General features: G+C 69.6%; 16 protein-coding genes and 1 pseudogene. 11 read left to right on the top strand and 6 right to left on the bottom strand.

Annotation, left to right across the window (positions count from 1 at the left end; all coding sequences use genetic code 11):
• Positions 1–26: 26 nt before the first annotated feature.
• Positions 27–665: an XRE family transcriptional regulator gene (locus ABZ833_RS00990; protein ID WP_361039263.1), complete on the bottom strand. Its 639-nt coding sequence runs from the start codon at positions 663–665 to the stop codon at positions 27–29.
• A gap of 131 nt (positions 666–796) precedes the next feature.
• Here ABZ833_RS00990 and ABZ833_RS00995 point away from each other — a divergent pair, with 131 nt between their 5' ends.
• The 6 genes from ABZ833_RS00995 to ABZ833_RS01020 all read left to right on the top strand — a co-directional run bounded on the left by ABZ833_RS00995 (position 797) and on the right by ABZ833_RS01020 (position 5898).
• Positions 797–1471 carry a class I SAM-dependent methyltransferase gene (locus ABZ833_RS00995; protein ID WP_361039266.1) on the top strand — a complete coding sequence of 225 codons (675 nt, stop codon included), beginning with the start codon at positions 797–799 and terminating at the stop codon, positions 1469–1471.
• A 58-nt stretch (positions 1472–1529) separates the two neighbouring features.
• On the top strand, positions 1530–2039 hold the full coding sequence (locus ABZ833_RS01000; RefSeq protein ID WP_361039268.1) for a DinB family protein: 510 nt from the start codon (positions 1530–1532) through the stop codon (positions 2037–2039).
• A gap of 162 nt (positions 2040–2201) precedes the next feature.
• On the top strand, positions 2202–3563 hold the full coding sequence (locus tag ABZ833_RS01005; protein ID WP_361039270.1) for an AMP-binding protein: 1362 nt from the start codon (positions 2202–2204) through the stop codon (positions 3561–3563).
• Between the two features lie 102 nt (positions 3564–3665).
• On the top strand, positions 3666–4244 hold the full coding sequence (locus ABZ833_RS01010; RefSeq protein ID WP_361039273.1) for a carboxymuconolactone decarboxylase family protein: 579 nt from the start codon (positions 3666–3668) through the stop codon (positions 4242–4244).
• Positions 4241–5092: an RNA polymerase sigma factor SigJ gene (gene sigJ / locus ABZ833_RS01015; RefSeq protein WP_361039275.1), complete on the top strand. Its 852-nt coding sequence runs from the start codon at positions 4241–4243 to the stop codon at positions 5090–5092. The genes ABZ833_RS01010 and sigJ overlap by 4 nt, the downstream gene beginning before the upstream one ends.
• Before the next feature lie 77 nt (positions 5093–5169).
• Positions 5170–5898: an alpha/beta hydrolase gene (locus ABZ833_RS01020; protein ID WP_361039277.1), complete on the top strand. Its 729-nt coding sequence runs from the start codon at positions 5170–5172 to the stop codon at positions 5896–5898.
• Positions 5899–5909: 11 nt separating this feature from the next.
• On the opposite strand, the pseudogene ABZ833_RS01025 reads toward ABZ833_RS01020, so the two are convergent.
• A pseudogene (locus ABZ833_RS01025) lies at positions 5910–6280 on the bottom strand (hypothetical protein).
• 170 nt (positions 6281–6450) lie between these two features.
• Here ABZ833_RS01025 and ABZ833_RS01030 point away from each other — a divergent pair.
• Together ABZ833_RS01030 and ABZ833_RS01035 are read left to right on the top strand one after the other, a co-directional pair.
• Positions 6451–7074 carry a TetR/AcrR family transcriptional regulator gene (locus tag ABZ833_RS01030; protein ID WP_361039279.1) on the top strand — a complete coding sequence of 208 codons (624 nt, stop codon included), beginning with the start codon at positions 6451–6453 and terminating at the stop codon, positions 7072–7074.
• Complete coding sequence (locus ABZ833_RS01035) at positions 7071–7934, top strand: alpha/beta hydrolase (protein WP_361039282.1); 864 nt, start codon at positions 7071–7073, stop codon at positions 7932–7934. Before ABZ833_RS01030 ends, ABZ833_RS01035 begins: the two co-directional genes overlap by 4 nt.
• Before the next feature lie 13 nt (positions 7935–7947).
• On the opposite strand, the gene ABZ833_RS01040 is transcribed toward ABZ833_RS01035, so the two are convergent.
• Complete coding sequence (locus ABZ833_RS01040; protein WP_361039284.1) at positions 7948–8346, bottom strand: VOC family protein; 399 nt, start codon at positions 8344–8346, stop codon at positions 7948–7950.
• A 133-nt stretch (positions 8347–8479) separates the two neighbouring features.
• Between ABZ833_RS01040 and ABZ833_RS01045 the strand changes: the two genes are divergently transcribed.
• Complete coding sequence (locus ABZ833_RS01045) at positions 8480–9469, top strand: YafY family protein (RefSeq protein ID WP_361039287.1); 990 nt, start codon at positions 8480–8482, stop codon at positions 9467–9469.
• A 54-nt stretch (positions 9470–9523) separates the two neighbouring features.
• On the opposite strand, the gene ABZ833_RS01050 is transcribed toward ABZ833_RS01045, so the two are convergent.
• Together ABZ833_RS01050 and ABZ833_RS01055 are read right to left on the bottom strand one after the other, a co-directional pair.
• Positions 9524–9988, bottom strand: coding sequence for a MarR family transcriptional regulator (locus ABZ833_RS01050; RefSeq protein WP_361039289.1), 465 nt, complete (start codon positions 9986–9988; stop codon positions 9524–9526).
• On the bottom strand, positions 9985–10467 hold the full coding sequence (locus tag ABZ833_RS01055; RefSeq protein ID WP_361039291.1) for a MarR family transcriptional regulator: 483 nt from the start codon (positions 10465–10467) through the stop codon (positions 9985–9987). The genes ABZ833_RS01050 and ABZ833_RS01055 overlap by 4 nt, the downstream gene beginning before the upstream one ends.
• A gap of 117 nt (positions 10468–10584) precedes the next feature.
• Here ABZ833_RS01055 and ABZ833_RS01060 point away from each other — a divergent pair, with 117 nt between their 5' ends.
• Both ABZ833_RS01060 and ABZ833_RS01065 read left to right on the top strand, forming a co-directional pair.
• Positions 10585–11022, top strand: a complete 438-nt coding sequence (locus ABZ833_RS01060) for a glutaredoxin domain-containing protein (protein ID WP_361039294.1) — start codon at positions 10585–10587, stop codon at positions 11020–11022.
• Positions 11023–11134: 112 nt separating this feature from the next.
• The gene (locus ABZ833_RS01065) at positions 11135–12031 is read left to right on the top strand and encodes an ANTAR domain-containing protein (protein WP_361039296.1); all 897 of its coding nucleotides are present in this window, start codon (positions 11135–11137) and stop codon (positions 12029–12031) included.
• Between the two features lie 56 nt (positions 12032–12087).
• Here the strand turns inward: ABZ833_RS01065 and ABZ833_RS01070 are convergent, their stop codons facing one another.
• The gene (locus ABZ833_RS01070; protein ID WP_361039298.1) at positions 12088–12837 is read right to left on the bottom strand and encodes a dienelactone hydrolase family protein; all 750 of its coding nucleotides are present in this window, start codon (positions 12835–12837) and stop codon (positions 12088–12090) included.
• Between the last annotated feature and the right edge of the window lie 101 nt (positions 12838–12938).

A 12938-nucleotide genomic window follows, 5' to 3' on the forward strand; every position in this document is an offset into this window, starting at 1 on the left:
ACCGCGGATCCCGCAAGGGGACGGCGTCAGTGGCCGGACGGTGCCAGATGTGCGCGCTCTCCCTGCGCGCCGAACAGGGCGAGCAGTTCCGCCGGTTGGCTGCCGGCGCTGCCGATCCAGTGCGGGACGCCGGTGTCGAACTCCGCGGCTTCGCCCACGCCGAGCTGGAACTCCTGCTCGCCGAGCACGAACCTGACGTGGCCGTTGAGGACGTAGAACCACTCGTATCCCTCGTGGGTCTGCAGGTTCAAGGTGGGTGCACGACCAGCGGGCGGATAGATCACCTTGTAGGCCTGGATACCTCCGGCCCGCCGGGTCAGCGGCACCATCACGAGACCTGCACGCCGCACTGGTCGCAGGTGGACGCGCGGGTCGCCGGTGGGCGGCGCCGCGACGAGGTCGTCGAGCGGGACGCCGTGCGCCCGGGCCAGGGGCAGCAGTTGCTCGAGCGTGGGACGGAGCTTGCCGTTCTCCAGGCGGGACAGGGTGCTCGCGGTGAGGCCGGTCTCGTCTGCGAGTGCCGCCAGTGTGGCGCTCCGTGCCTGGCGCAGGGCGCGCAGTCGCGGGCCGACTCCGGCCAAGACGTCTTCTGCTCCTGCTTCTGCGGGGTTGTTCGTGCCTCGTGCCACGTCCCGCTCCCTGCCTCGTTCCACGTCGCGCGTCATGCCTCGATGATGCGGATCCGCAATTTTTCTTGCAAGGGCGAAACAGCGGTGCCGATGCTGTGGGCACACCGCCGGCGGCGCAGGCGCGTATCGGATCGCACTTCGCACGCCGGCCGACGAAGGGCACCCTCATGGATTCCACCCGACGCCGACCCACCCCTGACGCCACGGGCGACCAGGGCGCGACGAGTGAGGACGCCGCGCTGTTCTGGGAGCGGCACTACCGCTCACAACGCACCGCTGGCGGACGCGTGAACCCGCTGCTCGCCGAGACCGCCGCGCCGCTGCGTCCCGGCGCCGCCCTGGATCTGGGCTGCGGCGCCGGCGGCGACGCCGTCTGGCTCGCCCAGCAGGGCTGGCAGGTCACCGCCGTGGACATCTCGGCCACCGCCGTCGAGCGGCTGCGGGAACACGCCCGCGACCTCGGCATCCTGGACCGGGTCACCGCCGAACAGCACGACCTGGCCCGCAGTTTCCCGGCCGGCCGGTTCGATCTCGTGTCCGCCCAGTACTTCCACACCCCGTTCGCGCTGCCCCGCAGCCACGTCCTGCGCACCGCCGCGCGGTCCCTGCGACCCGGTGGTCTCCTGCTGATCGTCGACCACGGCTCCACCGCACCCTGGTCGTGGAACCAGGACGCCGACAACCACCCCACGCCCGCCGAGATCGCCGCCGAACTCGATCTCGACCCCGCGCACTGGTCCGTCCTGCGCGCCGACATGCCCCGTCGGCAGGCCACCGGACCCGCCGGTGAGACCGCCACCGTCATCGACAACGTCCTGCTCTTCCGGCTCACGGCCGGATGACCGCCCCATGACCTCCCGCGCCACACCACACGACTTCACGTCGGAACGGAGCGACTCGATGCCAACAAACCGTGCGCAGCCATCCCGGACCCGGGCGAAGGACACCGGACCTCAGCGGACCGGCACCGACGAGAAGGCCACCCTGCGGGGCTTCCTCGACGAGCTGCGGAACTCGATCGCGGACAAGGTCGCGGACGCGCCGGAACCGCACGTCCGAACGGGCGGAGTGCCCTCGGGCACCAGCCTTCTCGGACTGCTCAAGCATCTGGCGTGCGTCGAACGGTTCTACTTCCTCGGTGAGGACGTCGATCAGTGGCCTGCGACCCTGCGGCCGTCCGCGCAGGACACCATCGACAGGGTGCTCGCCGACTACCGGAAGACCGTCGAGCGAGCGAACCAGGTCATCGACGCCTGGCCAGACCTGACACTGCCCTCCCCGCGACCACCGCGCCGGGGGCCGGCGCCGTCGATGCGATGGGTCCTGGTGCACATGATCGAGGAGACCGGCCGCCATGCGGGCCACGCCGACATCCTCCGCGAGCAGATCGACGGATCCACCGGCCGCTGAGGGCCTCCCCGATCGCGTACGTGCGCTGAGCGGGCGGCGAATGGTCCACGGCCAAGCCGGATGAGGGGAAACATATGTTGGTTGTCGCCTCCGCACCCGGCATGGAAGTCTGAGCGGCCGTGATCGAATTCCTCATACGGCACCCGGACGGAGTCTGACCCCATGCTGGACGGCTGCACCCCGCACCTGCCCGAGACCCTCGGCCGCTATTACGACCAGGGGTACTACCGGGGCGCGGCCCTGCCCCAGCTCCTGGCCGAGCACGCCCGCACGTACGGCACCCGCACCGCCCTCGTCCACGGCGAACGCCGCCTCACCTACCGCGAGCTGAACCGCCGCGTCGACCGCCTGGCCGCCGGGCTCACGCTCCGGGGCATGCGCGCGGGCGACCGGGTCATCGTCCAGCTCCCGAACGTGCCCGAGTTCGTCGTCACCGTCTACGCCCTCATGCGGGCCGGGGCCCTCCCGGTGTTCGCGTCCACCTCTTGCCGCGCCGACGAGATCGGGCACCTCGCGCACACCACCGAGGCCTCCGCCTACGTCGGCCCCAGCCTCCACCGCGGCTTCGACCACGCCAAGATGGTCGAGCAGGTCAGCAATGACCATCCGCGTCTGCGCCGCGCCTTCACCCTCGACAGCCCCGACGGCGCTCAGGGAGGCTTCTCCACCGCGGCCAGCGGTTGTCTGTTCTTCCCCCTCAGTTCCGTGGACGCTCCGATGGATCCGGAGCGCACGTACGACCCCAACGACGTCGCCTTCCTCTTGCCCTCGGGCGAGAGCACGGCCTCGCCCCATCTGGTCCCGCGCACCCACAACGACTACGCGTACCAGAGCCGGGCCGCGGCCGAGTTGATCGACCTCGGTCCCGAGGACGTCTACCTCGCGGCTCTCCCTGCCGAGTCCAACTTCGCCTTCGGCTGTCCGGGCATCGTCGGCACGCTGGCCACCGGCGGCACCGTCGTGCTGATCGACGACACCGGCCCCGACTCCGGCACCGGCTTCAGCTCCGACTCCGCCGATGCCTTCCGCGCGATCGAGACCGAGAAGGTCACCGTCACGTCCCTGGGCCCCGATGCCGCACGGCAGTGGCTGGAGGCCCTGCCCGAGGCCACGTACGACCTCTCCAGCCTGCGCCTCGTCCAGATCGGCGGGGCGGGTAGCGATCCCGACCTCGTGGCCGACCTCCACAAGGCCCTCGGCTGCCGCCTCCAACAGGTCTTCGAGATGGCCGAAGGAGTGCTCTCCCTCACCCGCCTCACCGACACCGAAGAGGTCATCCAGCACACGCAGGGCCGCCCCCTCTCGCCCGGGAACGAGATCCGCATCACGGACCAGAACGGCACCGAAGTGCCGACGGGAACGCCCGGACAACTCGGGACACGCGGCCCCTACACCCTGCGCGGCTACTACAAGTCCCCCGACCTGAACGCCCGCGCCTTCACCCCCGACGGCTTCTGCAAGACCGGCGCCATCGCCCACCTCACCGACGACGGCAACCTCGTCGTCGAAGGCCGCATGCCGTAGGGGTGGTTCGGGAGGCGTGAGCGAACCGGGTTGTCACATTCGGAGGGCCGACGGTGTCTTCATGCCGAAAAGGCAAGCAGACACACGTGCAAGGAGAACACCGTGACGCTACGTCTCCCGAAAGCCGAGCTCCCCGCCGAGCTCGAGGAAAACATGATCAAGCAGCTCGGCGCCGTGCCCGAGAACGTCGAGGTGCTGTGGCACCACCCCCGACTCGCCCAGGACAACTTGGAGTTCGGCAGCAAGGTGGGCGAGTGGGACGCTGCGGACGCGAGCCTCAAGTCCTTCGCGCACATGGCCGTCGCGGCACAGGTCGGCTGCAGTTGGTGTCTCGACGTCGGCTACTTCCAGGCGCAGAACGAGAACCTGGACCTGTCCAAGGCGAGCCAGGTTCCGCGCTGGCGGCAGTCGGACGTGTTCACCTCGCTGGAGCGGGACGTGATGGAGTACGCCGAGTCCATGACGAACACACCGCCGACCGTCACCGACGAACAGTACGCCCGTCTGCTGGAGCAGCTCGGCCCGGCGGCAATGGTCGAACTCACCGCGCTCATCGCCTATGTCAACCTCGCGACCAGGGCCAACGTGGCGAACGGCGTCACTTCGCAGGGCTTCTCCGATGCCTGCGAGATTCCGCTGGCCGAGCGTCCCGGTACGTCCGCCGTGGCGTCGACGGCATGATCGAGGATCCGTTCGTGGTCCATCGCAGCCTGCTGTTCACGGTCGCCTACGAGATGCTCGGGTCGGGGGCCGACGCGGAGGACGTACTGCAGGAGTCGTGGCTGCGGTGGGCCGATGTCGCTCAGGCTGAGGTGCGTGACCCACGGGCCTATCTGGTGCGGATCGTCACTCGGCAGGCGCTCAACCGGTTGCGCACGCTGGCACGCAGCCGCGAGGACTATGTCGGCGAATGGCTGCCGGAACCGCTCCTCACAAGCCCCGATGTCGCCGAGGACGTGGAACTCGCGGAGAGTGTCTCGATCGCGCTGCTGACCGTGCTGGAGACGCTCGGGCCGACGGAGCGGGCCGTGTTCGTGCTCCGCGAGGTCTTCGAGATGCCGTACGGCGAGATCGCCGACGCCGTCGGCAAGTCCGCGGCCGCGGTGCGGCAGACCGCACGAAGGGCACGCGAGCACGTGGCGGCCCGGCGGCCCCGGGTTCAGGTGAGCCGGTCGGAGCAGCAGACCGTGGTGGAACGGTTCCTGGCCGCGTTGCGCACCGGGCGGGTGCAGGAGCTGATGGAGGTCCTGGCACCGGACGTGGTCCTGATCGCCGACGACGGCGGGCTCGCATCCGCGGCCCGGACTCCCGTCCACGGCGCTGAACTCGTCGCGGCGTTGCTCGCGCGCCCCGACCGGATGGTGTCGGCGGTGTGGATCAATGGCGCGCCCGCCGGCCGGATCGAGGCCGACGGCCGACTGGCCGCGGTGAGCGTCGTCGTGGAGAACGGTCGGGTCACCCGGATCCACGCGGTGGCGAACCCGCAGAAGCTGACGCGGCTGGAGGAGCCGGCCGAGCTCGCGAGGTAGGACCGAGGCCGCGCAAGGCCATGGCGAAATGCAGACTGTGGGTTCTTGCGCGGCCTCGCCTGTTGGAAGGAAGAGACTTGAGGATCACGACACGGACGGTGCGTTACGCCACCGGCAACGACAGCAAACTCCTCGACGTCTACACCTCCGGTCAGCAGGACGATCGGCACGTGCTGCTGTGGCACGGCATGGGACCCGACGAGCGGGACGTGATGGCCCCACTGGCCGAGGCGATCTCCGCTCTGGGGCCCACCGTCCTTGTCCCCGACTGGCGTTCGGACCAGCCTGACGGCGGCCGGGAACACCTCACGGACGCCTTGGGGTTCGGCCGCGACTACGTACGCGATGCCACCCACGGAAGCGGACGACTGATCCTCGCCGGATGGTCGGCGGGGGCGGGCGCCGCGCTGGGCGTGGCCCTGCAGCCGCAACTCTTCGACGGCTGGAGGCCCGCCGCGGTGGTCGGCATCGCGGGCGGCTACCGGCGCCCGGCACGCACCACAGACACCGTGCCCCTCCGGGCAGTTGACCGCGCGGTGGCATCAGTGCCCGTACGGCTCGTGCACGGCATCACGGACACCGTCGTGCCCGTCGAATCCTCGCGTGAACTGCACGAAGCCCTCCTCGCACACGGCTGGAACTCAGAACTGTCCGAGCCCGCCACCGACCACGCCGGGGTGCTGGGCTGCGCGCACGAGCCCACGGCACAACGGTGCCTGCCCGCAACCGATCCTTCCGTGACGGAACTCGGGCGGGAGACGGCCCGCGCCATAGCGAGCGCCGTACCGCTCCTCACCCACGAATAGGGTCAATTCACCTACACAAGGGGGCAGTTGATGCGGGTCATGGTCGACTTGTAGCCTCCGCCGCCCGGGTAGACCCATTCGCTCTCCATGACATCGCCGTCGGCATCCAAGGTGCCGCGCATGTAGGCGGGTGACCCCTTCTCGCCGCCCCAGATGGTCAGGGTGTCGCCGTCGATCTCGTAGACGTAGTCGAGCGTGTTCCCGTGGTTGTCGTAGAAGCGGGACCACACGTCCTCGCTGGGAAGAACTTCCCGGCCGCCCACTCGTATGTGACTGTGCCTTCGACGCCGCCGCTGACCCGCCAGCTGCCGACCAGGCAGTCCAGCGCCCGCACCTTGGCGCTCGGCTCAGAGGGGGTGGGCGGTGTCTGGTTCTCGCTCATCGTGGTCTCCCTGGTCCTGAAGTGGTCTTGTCCGTGGCAGACCGCCCGGAGCGCAGGAACTCATCGCCACGGGCCGGAACTTCGCTGCGGCCGACGCTGCCCGCTTGACACATCCGCAGGTGGCTCTAAATTTAGATAGCTCTCTAAGTTTCAGCGAAGGGTGTGCTCGTATGCAGACGGTCGAAGAAGGGCTGCGTGAACGGCACAAGGCCCAGCGGCGGCGCCGGATTCTCGAGGCGACGCGTGAGCTCCTGCGCGAGGACCCGGAATCGGTGGTCAGTACCGAGCGGATCGCCGAGCGGGCACAGGTCGCCCCGGCCACCGTGTACAACCTGATCGGACCGCGCGACAAGATCTGGGAGGCGCTCGCCGCCGGGTTCATGGACGAACTCGAGCGCCGCCTGGCCACCCCGGGAGCCAGTGACCCGCGGGAGGTCGTCAGGTCGACCGTCGGGCTGTTCGTCGATGACCCGGTGGTGTCGCGTCGCATGGTGCGTGAGTGGGAGGAAAGCGGTCTCGTGCTCGACCGCAGCCCTCTGGTCCAGCTGCGACGGGCGATGGCGGACGCACGGACACAGGGCCTCCTGCGCACCGACGTCGACACGGACGCGTTGGCCGCCGTTGTCGGCACCTCGTGCGTGGGCGCGCTGCATCAGTGGGTCGCCGCCCTGATCGATGACGACCGGTTCCTCGCGCGTGCGCTGCTCGGTCTTGACGTCGCGCTCGCCGCGGCGGCCGCGGATCCCCACCGCGACCAGTTGCTGGCGCCGCTGCGATCCCGAGGCACGGCATGACGGCCGGCGCGCCGCCACTCCCCCGAAGCTTCGTCGGCCACGGCGGGATCAGGCTCACCGCGGATGTGTGGGGCGAGGCGTCATCGCCCCCTCTTGTCCTGCTGCACGGCGGCGGCCAGACGCGGCACGCCTGGGACCGGACCGGCCCTCGACTGGCCGCGCTGGGGTGGCGGGTCATCGCCCCGGACCTGCGCGGGCACGGCACCAGCGGATGGTCGGCCGACGGTGACTACGCCCTCGACCTGTTCGCCGGGGACGTCCGTGCGCTCGTCGCCGAACTCGGCGACCGGCCGGTGCTGATCGGCGCATCGCTCGGCGGCCTGAGTTCGCTGCTCGCCGCCGGAGAGGCACCCAGGGCGGCGGTTCGCGCTCTGGTGCTTGTCGATGTCGCCCATCGCCCGGACCCCGGCGGGGCACGCCGGATCGTCGAGTTCATGCGCGGCCGGCCGGACGGGTTCGCCAGTGTCGCGGACGCGGCCGCCGCGGTGGCCGCCTACCTGCCGCATCGCCCTCGCCCCCAAGCCCCCGAGAGGATACGGAACAACCTGCGACGCCACGGCGACCGCTGGGTCTGGCACTGGGACCCCCGGATGCTGGACAGCTTCGAGGGACGGATGGACCCGCCCGGCATGGCGGAGCGTCTCCTCGACGCCGCGCGTCACGCCGACGTACCGATCCAGCTCGTCCGCGGCGGCATCAGCGACGTGGTGCGCGAGGACATCGCCCAGCAGTTCTGCGACCGGGTGCCCAACGCACGGCGCGTCGACGTGGCCGACGCGGGACACATGGTGGCCGGCGATCGCAACGAACACTTCATCGATGCGATCGTCCCGTTCCTGGAAGGGATCGCGCGCGCGTGAGCCTCTGTCGCAATCAGCGGGAGAACTTCTCGATCGCCGCCGGAGTGACCGGCGTGAAGAAGTTGACGAGGTTGCCGTCGGGGTCGCGGAACAGGAGAGACCGGTTGCCCCAGGGCATCGTGGTGGGCTCGTTGACGAAGTCGGTCACGATGCCCGTCAGGTTCTCGTGCACGCGGTCCACGTCGTCGACGAGGAATTCGAGGATCACGCTGTGGTTGTCGGCCGGGCGGGATGAGCCCGGCGCGAACAGCGGAACGGTACGGGTACTTGCGATGGCGAGCGTGGCGCTGGGGGTCTTGAGTTCGGCGAAGTCCTCGGTGAACCAGGTCGCCTGCACCCCGGTGACCTTCTCGTAGAACGTGACGAGGCGTGCGACATCGCCGGTGATGATCCGGATCGAGACGAAGTCCATGGTGTTCTCCCTGGATGGGTGGGCCCTTGCGTGGATGGGCGGAGCCCTTGCGTGGATGAGTGGAGCCCCTCGTCACGCACGCTAGAACAAATAGTGGACAGAATCAGTCCACTATTCGCGCTAGGCTCGGAACATGTCCCGACCCACCGGCCGTGTGCTCACCCTCCTGGAGCTGCTTCAGTCGGGCGGCACCCGGACGATGGCCGAACTCGCCGAGCGACTCGGCGTCGACGCACGCACCGTGCGTCGGTACGTGCATCAGCTGACCGATCTCGACGTGCCCGTCGAGGCCGTACGCGGCCGCTATGGCGGCTACCGCCTCGCACCCGGCTATCGGCTGCCTCCGCTCATGCTCGGCGACGACGAGGCGATCGCGGTACTGCTCGGCCTGGTCGCCGGCCGACGAGCGGGGCTGATGACGACGACAGCCACCGCGAGCGAGACGGCAACGGCCAAGATCCGGCGGGTGCTGCCCGAGCGCCTCGCCCGCCGGGTCGACTCGGTCCTGGAGTCCCTCGCCTTCACGGAACCGCCCGGCGAGCTCGCCACCCCGGACGCGGAGGTCCTGCTCACGATCGCCGATGCGGTACGTCACCGCCGACCGGTCTCGATCAGGTACACCGACCGCGACGGCCGGCGCAGCGGCCGCACACTGCACCCGTACGGGGTCGTGGCCCACTCGGGCCGGTGGTACGTCACCGGGGCGGACCCCGAGATCGCGGAGGACCGGACCTTCCGGCTCGACCGCATCACGGACGCCAGGGCTCTGCCCGGGTCGTTCGACGCACCCGACGGACCGGATCCGACCCAGCGCATCCTGACCGGGTTCGCCACGGCGGCGTACCGGCATGAGGTGACGTTGCGGATCCACGGGACGGTCGAGCAGGTACGCGCCCGGCTTCCCGCGAGCGTCGCGAGCGTGGAGGCGCCCGCGTCCGTGGCGGGCACGGATCCTGCGACCGAGGACTGGCTGCGCGTCGAGGTACGGGCGGAGCGACTCGACTGGCTGCCTCCGGTGCTCGCCTCCCTCGACCGGCCGTTCATCGTCGAACGCCCCGACGAACTGCGCGACCTCGTCGTTGCGTTCTCGGACCGCCTCGCCGAACGCGCCCGTCAAGCCTGACGCCGCGGCCGCACCTTCAGCCACTGCAACTTCCATCCGTGGCCTGACAGAACCTCAGGCGCCGGCCAACTCGGCGTTCGCACGCTCCGTGATCAGCTCAAGGACGCGGCCCGCGACCGCGAGGTCCTCGGCCGGAATGCCCGCGTACAGCCGGGCGGAGATCTCGGCGGTCTCGGCGCCGGTGGTGTCGTGCAGTTTCCGTCCGGCATCCGTGAGCCGCAGCCGGGACGCCTGCGCCGGGTCCCCTTCCAGCAGCTTCGCCGCCGTCAGCTCCTCGACGACACCGCGCACGACCGGCTCGCCGATCTTCAGGTATCCGTCGACCTCTGCGACGAGCTCGTCGCGGTCCATGGACTCTCCCGCGACCACGAGGGTCCGGATCGTCACACTCTGGTGGAACGTGGCGCCGTGGCGGGCCAGTACGCCCTCCAGGAGGGCACGCCCGGCGTAGTGCGCCAGGGCGATGACCCGGCCGTTGGTTGTGGGTGCGGGTATGGGTGCGGGTGTGGTGGTGGTCATGACTGCTCCTCGTCGTTCTCGATATGCGGATTGAGAGGTGCGTCGAGCAGGGTCGTCAGCTCGCGAGTGAACTGCCTCGTGCGGGCGCTGTCTTGTCCCCCGAGCGGCGAGAGCAACTGGTCAAGGAGGCCCTGGACCACCTTGATCGCGCGGCGTGTGACGTCGCGTCCCTGCTCGGTGAGGGACAGTTGCATGGCGCGCGGGTCGTTCGGGTCGCGGGTCCGGGCCACGAGTCCGGCGGTCTCCAGGGCTCGGGCGAGCTTGGAGACGTAGAGCGGTTCGAGCCCCGTGTGGTCGGCGAGCCGACGCTGACTGGGCTGCAGCCCGGAGCGCGACATTCCGTAGAGCGATGCCATCAACGCGTACTGGGCATGGGTCAGGCCCAGCGGTGCGACCGCCCGGTCGACGGCCACTCGCCACTTCATCGACAAGCGCCAGACCAGAAATCCCGCCGTGGCGCCCTCAGTTGCTGAACTCACTCGACATACAGTACATGGCTACTATGTACATGGCTACTAAATGGGAAAGCCGTCAGGCCCGGCTGCTGGGTGGCCCGCGGCCGCGGCGATCCCGGCTCACCGATAGCCTGCGCCTTCATGATGCGCGCCTGGATATTGCCGATGCTGTTCGTGCTCTGCGGCTCACTCGTCGCGACCGGGCAGGCCTTCAGCGGGAGCCCCGGGTCAGCCGCCGCGTTCCTGCTGGCGTTCGCGCTGCTCGCAGCCGTGTACTCGCCGCTGGTCTTCCCGAGGTCGATCAGTGCGACCGAGGCGCAACGCCGTAGCGCGGTCGATGGCCGGCCGGTCGTCTTCTGGCGGCCGGGCTGCACGTACTGTCTGCGGCTGCGCCTGCGATTGGGGCGTGGTGCCCGCCAGTTGCACTGGGTCGACATCTGGCGTGACCCGGCTGGAGCGGCAGTGGTGAGGGAAGCCAACGACGGCAATGAGACCGTGCCGACGGTCGTCGTGGCAGGCCGACCACACGTCAACCCCGATCCTGCATGGGTGCGCGAACAGCTCTCACCTTCCGAATGATCATGGTCAGGAAGGGCACTGTCATTTGGCACTGTCATTGCCTGGATCACCGAACAGAGCGGTGGCAGGCAGCGTTATGGTCGCCATGTTGTGTGAGGAGCAGGGTGCCGCCATGGGAGAGAACGTGACGAACATTCCGTCTGCGCCGCCGCCCGACCATCAGCCACCGTCTCAGCGGTTCCCCTCCCCCGAGGACGAGACGGAACGGCTGAGAGCCACCGCCGAGCAGCTGCGCCAGCAGGTGTCCGAGCTGGAGATCCAGGCGCGTGCGCGCCCCAGGATCGCTCTGGCCGAGGGCATCCTGGTCGAGCGCTACCGCCTGGCCGACGAACGGGCGGCGTTCACGCTGCTGCGCCAGGCGTCGCAGCGGGCCAACATCAAGCTGCACCAGCTGGCCTCCGCGGTGGCCCGGACACCGGGTCCGGCGCCAGGTGCCAAGGTGTGGCTCAGCGGACGGACACGGCATCCGATGCCCGACCTGGCGGCACTCGCGGCCGGCACGCTCAACGCAGCCAACCAGGGCGAGGTCCTCGGCGCCGCCTTGCACCGCGTCCTGACCGTCACCGGCACGGACATGGGAAACGTGCAGCTGGTCGAGGACGGCGTCCTGCGCATGGCCAAACACGCGGGCCTGCCGCGGCAGTTCACCGACTACTTCGCGTTCGTCGACGGGAACACCTCGTGTGCTCGGGCCGCGGCCGCCAGCAGCCAGGTCACCGTCAAGGAGGTGGCCTCATCGGCCGGTTTCGACGACGAGACGCGCCGGGTGATCCTCACGGCCGGCAGCCGCGCCTGCCACAGCGTCCCGCTCGTCGACGACCAGGACACCGTCCACGGTGTCATCTCCTCCCATCACGCCCGCCCCCTGATCGGTTTCACCCAGGCACAGCTCCAGGCCCTGCACACCACCAGCCGCACTCTCGGCACCTGGATCAAGTGGCACCAGCGCACCGTCCTGCTCGACGCGCTGGAAAACCTCCACCAACTCGCCCTCGACTCCCGCCAGTAGGCACGGCCAGAGGCCTTCCGCCGAAGACGGGCGGCCGCCTGGCCGAACCCGGAGCCTCAGCCCGTGGCCAAGGTGCGGCCGAGGAGAGGGAGCAGCCGGTCCCAGTGACGCTGGAGTGCGGAGGGGCTGAAGGCGTCGGTGTCGGACATGGTGAAGCCGTGGGCGGTGTCGGGGTAGATCTCGGTGGTGTAGCCGACACCTGCGGCGTCCAAGGCCTTGTTGAGCTCGCTGATGGCCTCGGGCGTCAGGTCTCCTTCCGCGAGGCCGATGTGGACCTGGGCGGTGAGCGCGGAGACGAGGCGGTGAGGGCTGTCGGGCGCGTCGGTGACCAGGAAGCCGGGGTGGAATCCGGCGACGGCGGCCACCTGGTCGGGATGGGCCGTCGCGGTGCGCATCGCCAAAGCGGCGCCCATGCAGTAGCCGACCACGCCGACCGGTCCGGCGCTGACCTCGGGCTGAGTGGTGAGGAAACCGAGGTAGGCATCGGCGTCGCGCAGGATGCGGTCGGTGGTGTGCGCCTCGACCAACGGCATGAGCCGGGCGAAGATCTCGGGCCGGACGTCATTGCTTATGTGGTCGGGAAGGTCGATCACCGGTGCCGGGCCGTGCCGGTAGAAGAGGCTGGGGACGAGCACGTAGTACCCGTGCTCGGCCAGTTCGCGTGCCTTCTGCTCCATCTCGGGCCGCGGGCCGAAGACATCCGGGTAGAGCAGCACACCCGGGTGCTGCTCGCCGCGGTCGGGGAAAGCGACGAAGGCGTCGGCCTGGCCGTCCGTGGTGGGAATCTGCACTGTCTTGGTGGACAAGATCTTCCTTTCTTGGGCTGCTGCCGGAGCACAGCCTCTGCCGGGGGTGCGGTCGACAAGAGATCGCCCCGGCTACGACCTTACGATCACCGGGCCAGCAG

Source organism: Streptomyces sp. NPDC047525 (genome assembly GCF_040643025.1).
GTDB classification, from domain to species: domain Bacteria; phylum Actinomycetota; class Actinomycetes; order Streptomycetales; family Streptomycetaceae; genus Streptomyces; species Streptomyces durmitorensis.

What these genes read in the sequence shown, in the direction of transcription:
- ABZ833_RS01030 (WP_361039279.1), top strand. Translation starts at nt 6,451, where the DNA reads ATGCAGACGGTCGAAGAAGGGCTGCGTGAACGGCACAAGGCCCAGCGG.
- ABZ833_RS01060 (WP_361039294.1), top strand. Translation starts at nt 10,585, where the DNA reads ATGATGCGCGCCTGGATATTGCCGATGCTGTTCGTGCTCTGCGGCTCA.
- sigJ (WP_361039275.1), top strand. Translation starts at nt 4,241, where the DNA reads ATGATCGAGGATCCGTTCGTGGTCCATCGCAGCCTGCTGTTCACGGTC.
- ABZ833_RS00990 (WP_361039263.1), bottom strand. Translation starts at nt 665, where the DNA reads ATGACGCGCGACGTGGAACGAGGCAGGGAGCGGGACGTGGCACGAGGC.
- ABZ833_RS01005 (WP_361039270.1), top strand. Translation starts at nt 2,202, where the DNA reads ATGCTGGACGGCTGCACCCCGCACCTGCCCGAGACCCTCGGCCGCTAT.
- ABZ833_RS01000 (WP_361039268.1), top strand. Translation starts at nt 1,530, where the DNA reads ATGCCAACAAACCGTGCGCAGCCATCCCGGACCCGGGCGAAGGACACC.
- ABZ833_RS01045 (WP_361039287.1), top strand. Translation starts at nt 8,480, where the DNA reads ATGTCCCGACCCACCGGCCGTGTGCTCACCCTCCTGGAGCTGCTTCAG.
- ABZ833_RS01035 (WP_361039282.1), top strand. Translation starts at nt 7,071, where the DNA reads ATGACGGCCGGCGCGCCGCCACTCCCCCGAAGCTTCGTCGGCCACGGC.
- ABZ833_RS01050 (WP_361039289.1), bottom strand. Translation starts at nt 9,988, where the DNA reads ATGACCACCACCACACCCGCACCCATACCCGCACCCACAACCAACGGC.
- ABZ833_RS01065 (WP_361039296.1), top strand. Translation starts at nt 11,135, where the DNA reads ATGGGAGAGAACGTGACGAACATTCCGTCTGCGCCGCCGCCCGACCAT.
- ABZ833_RS01040 (WP_361039284.1), bottom strand. Translation starts at nt 8,346, where the DNA reads ATGGACTTCGTCTCGATCCGGATCATCACCGGCGATGTCGCACGCCTC.
- ABZ833_RS00995 (WP_361039266.1), top strand. Translation starts at nt 797, where the DNA reads ATGGATTCCACCCGACGCCGACCCACCCCTGACGCCACGGGCGACCAG.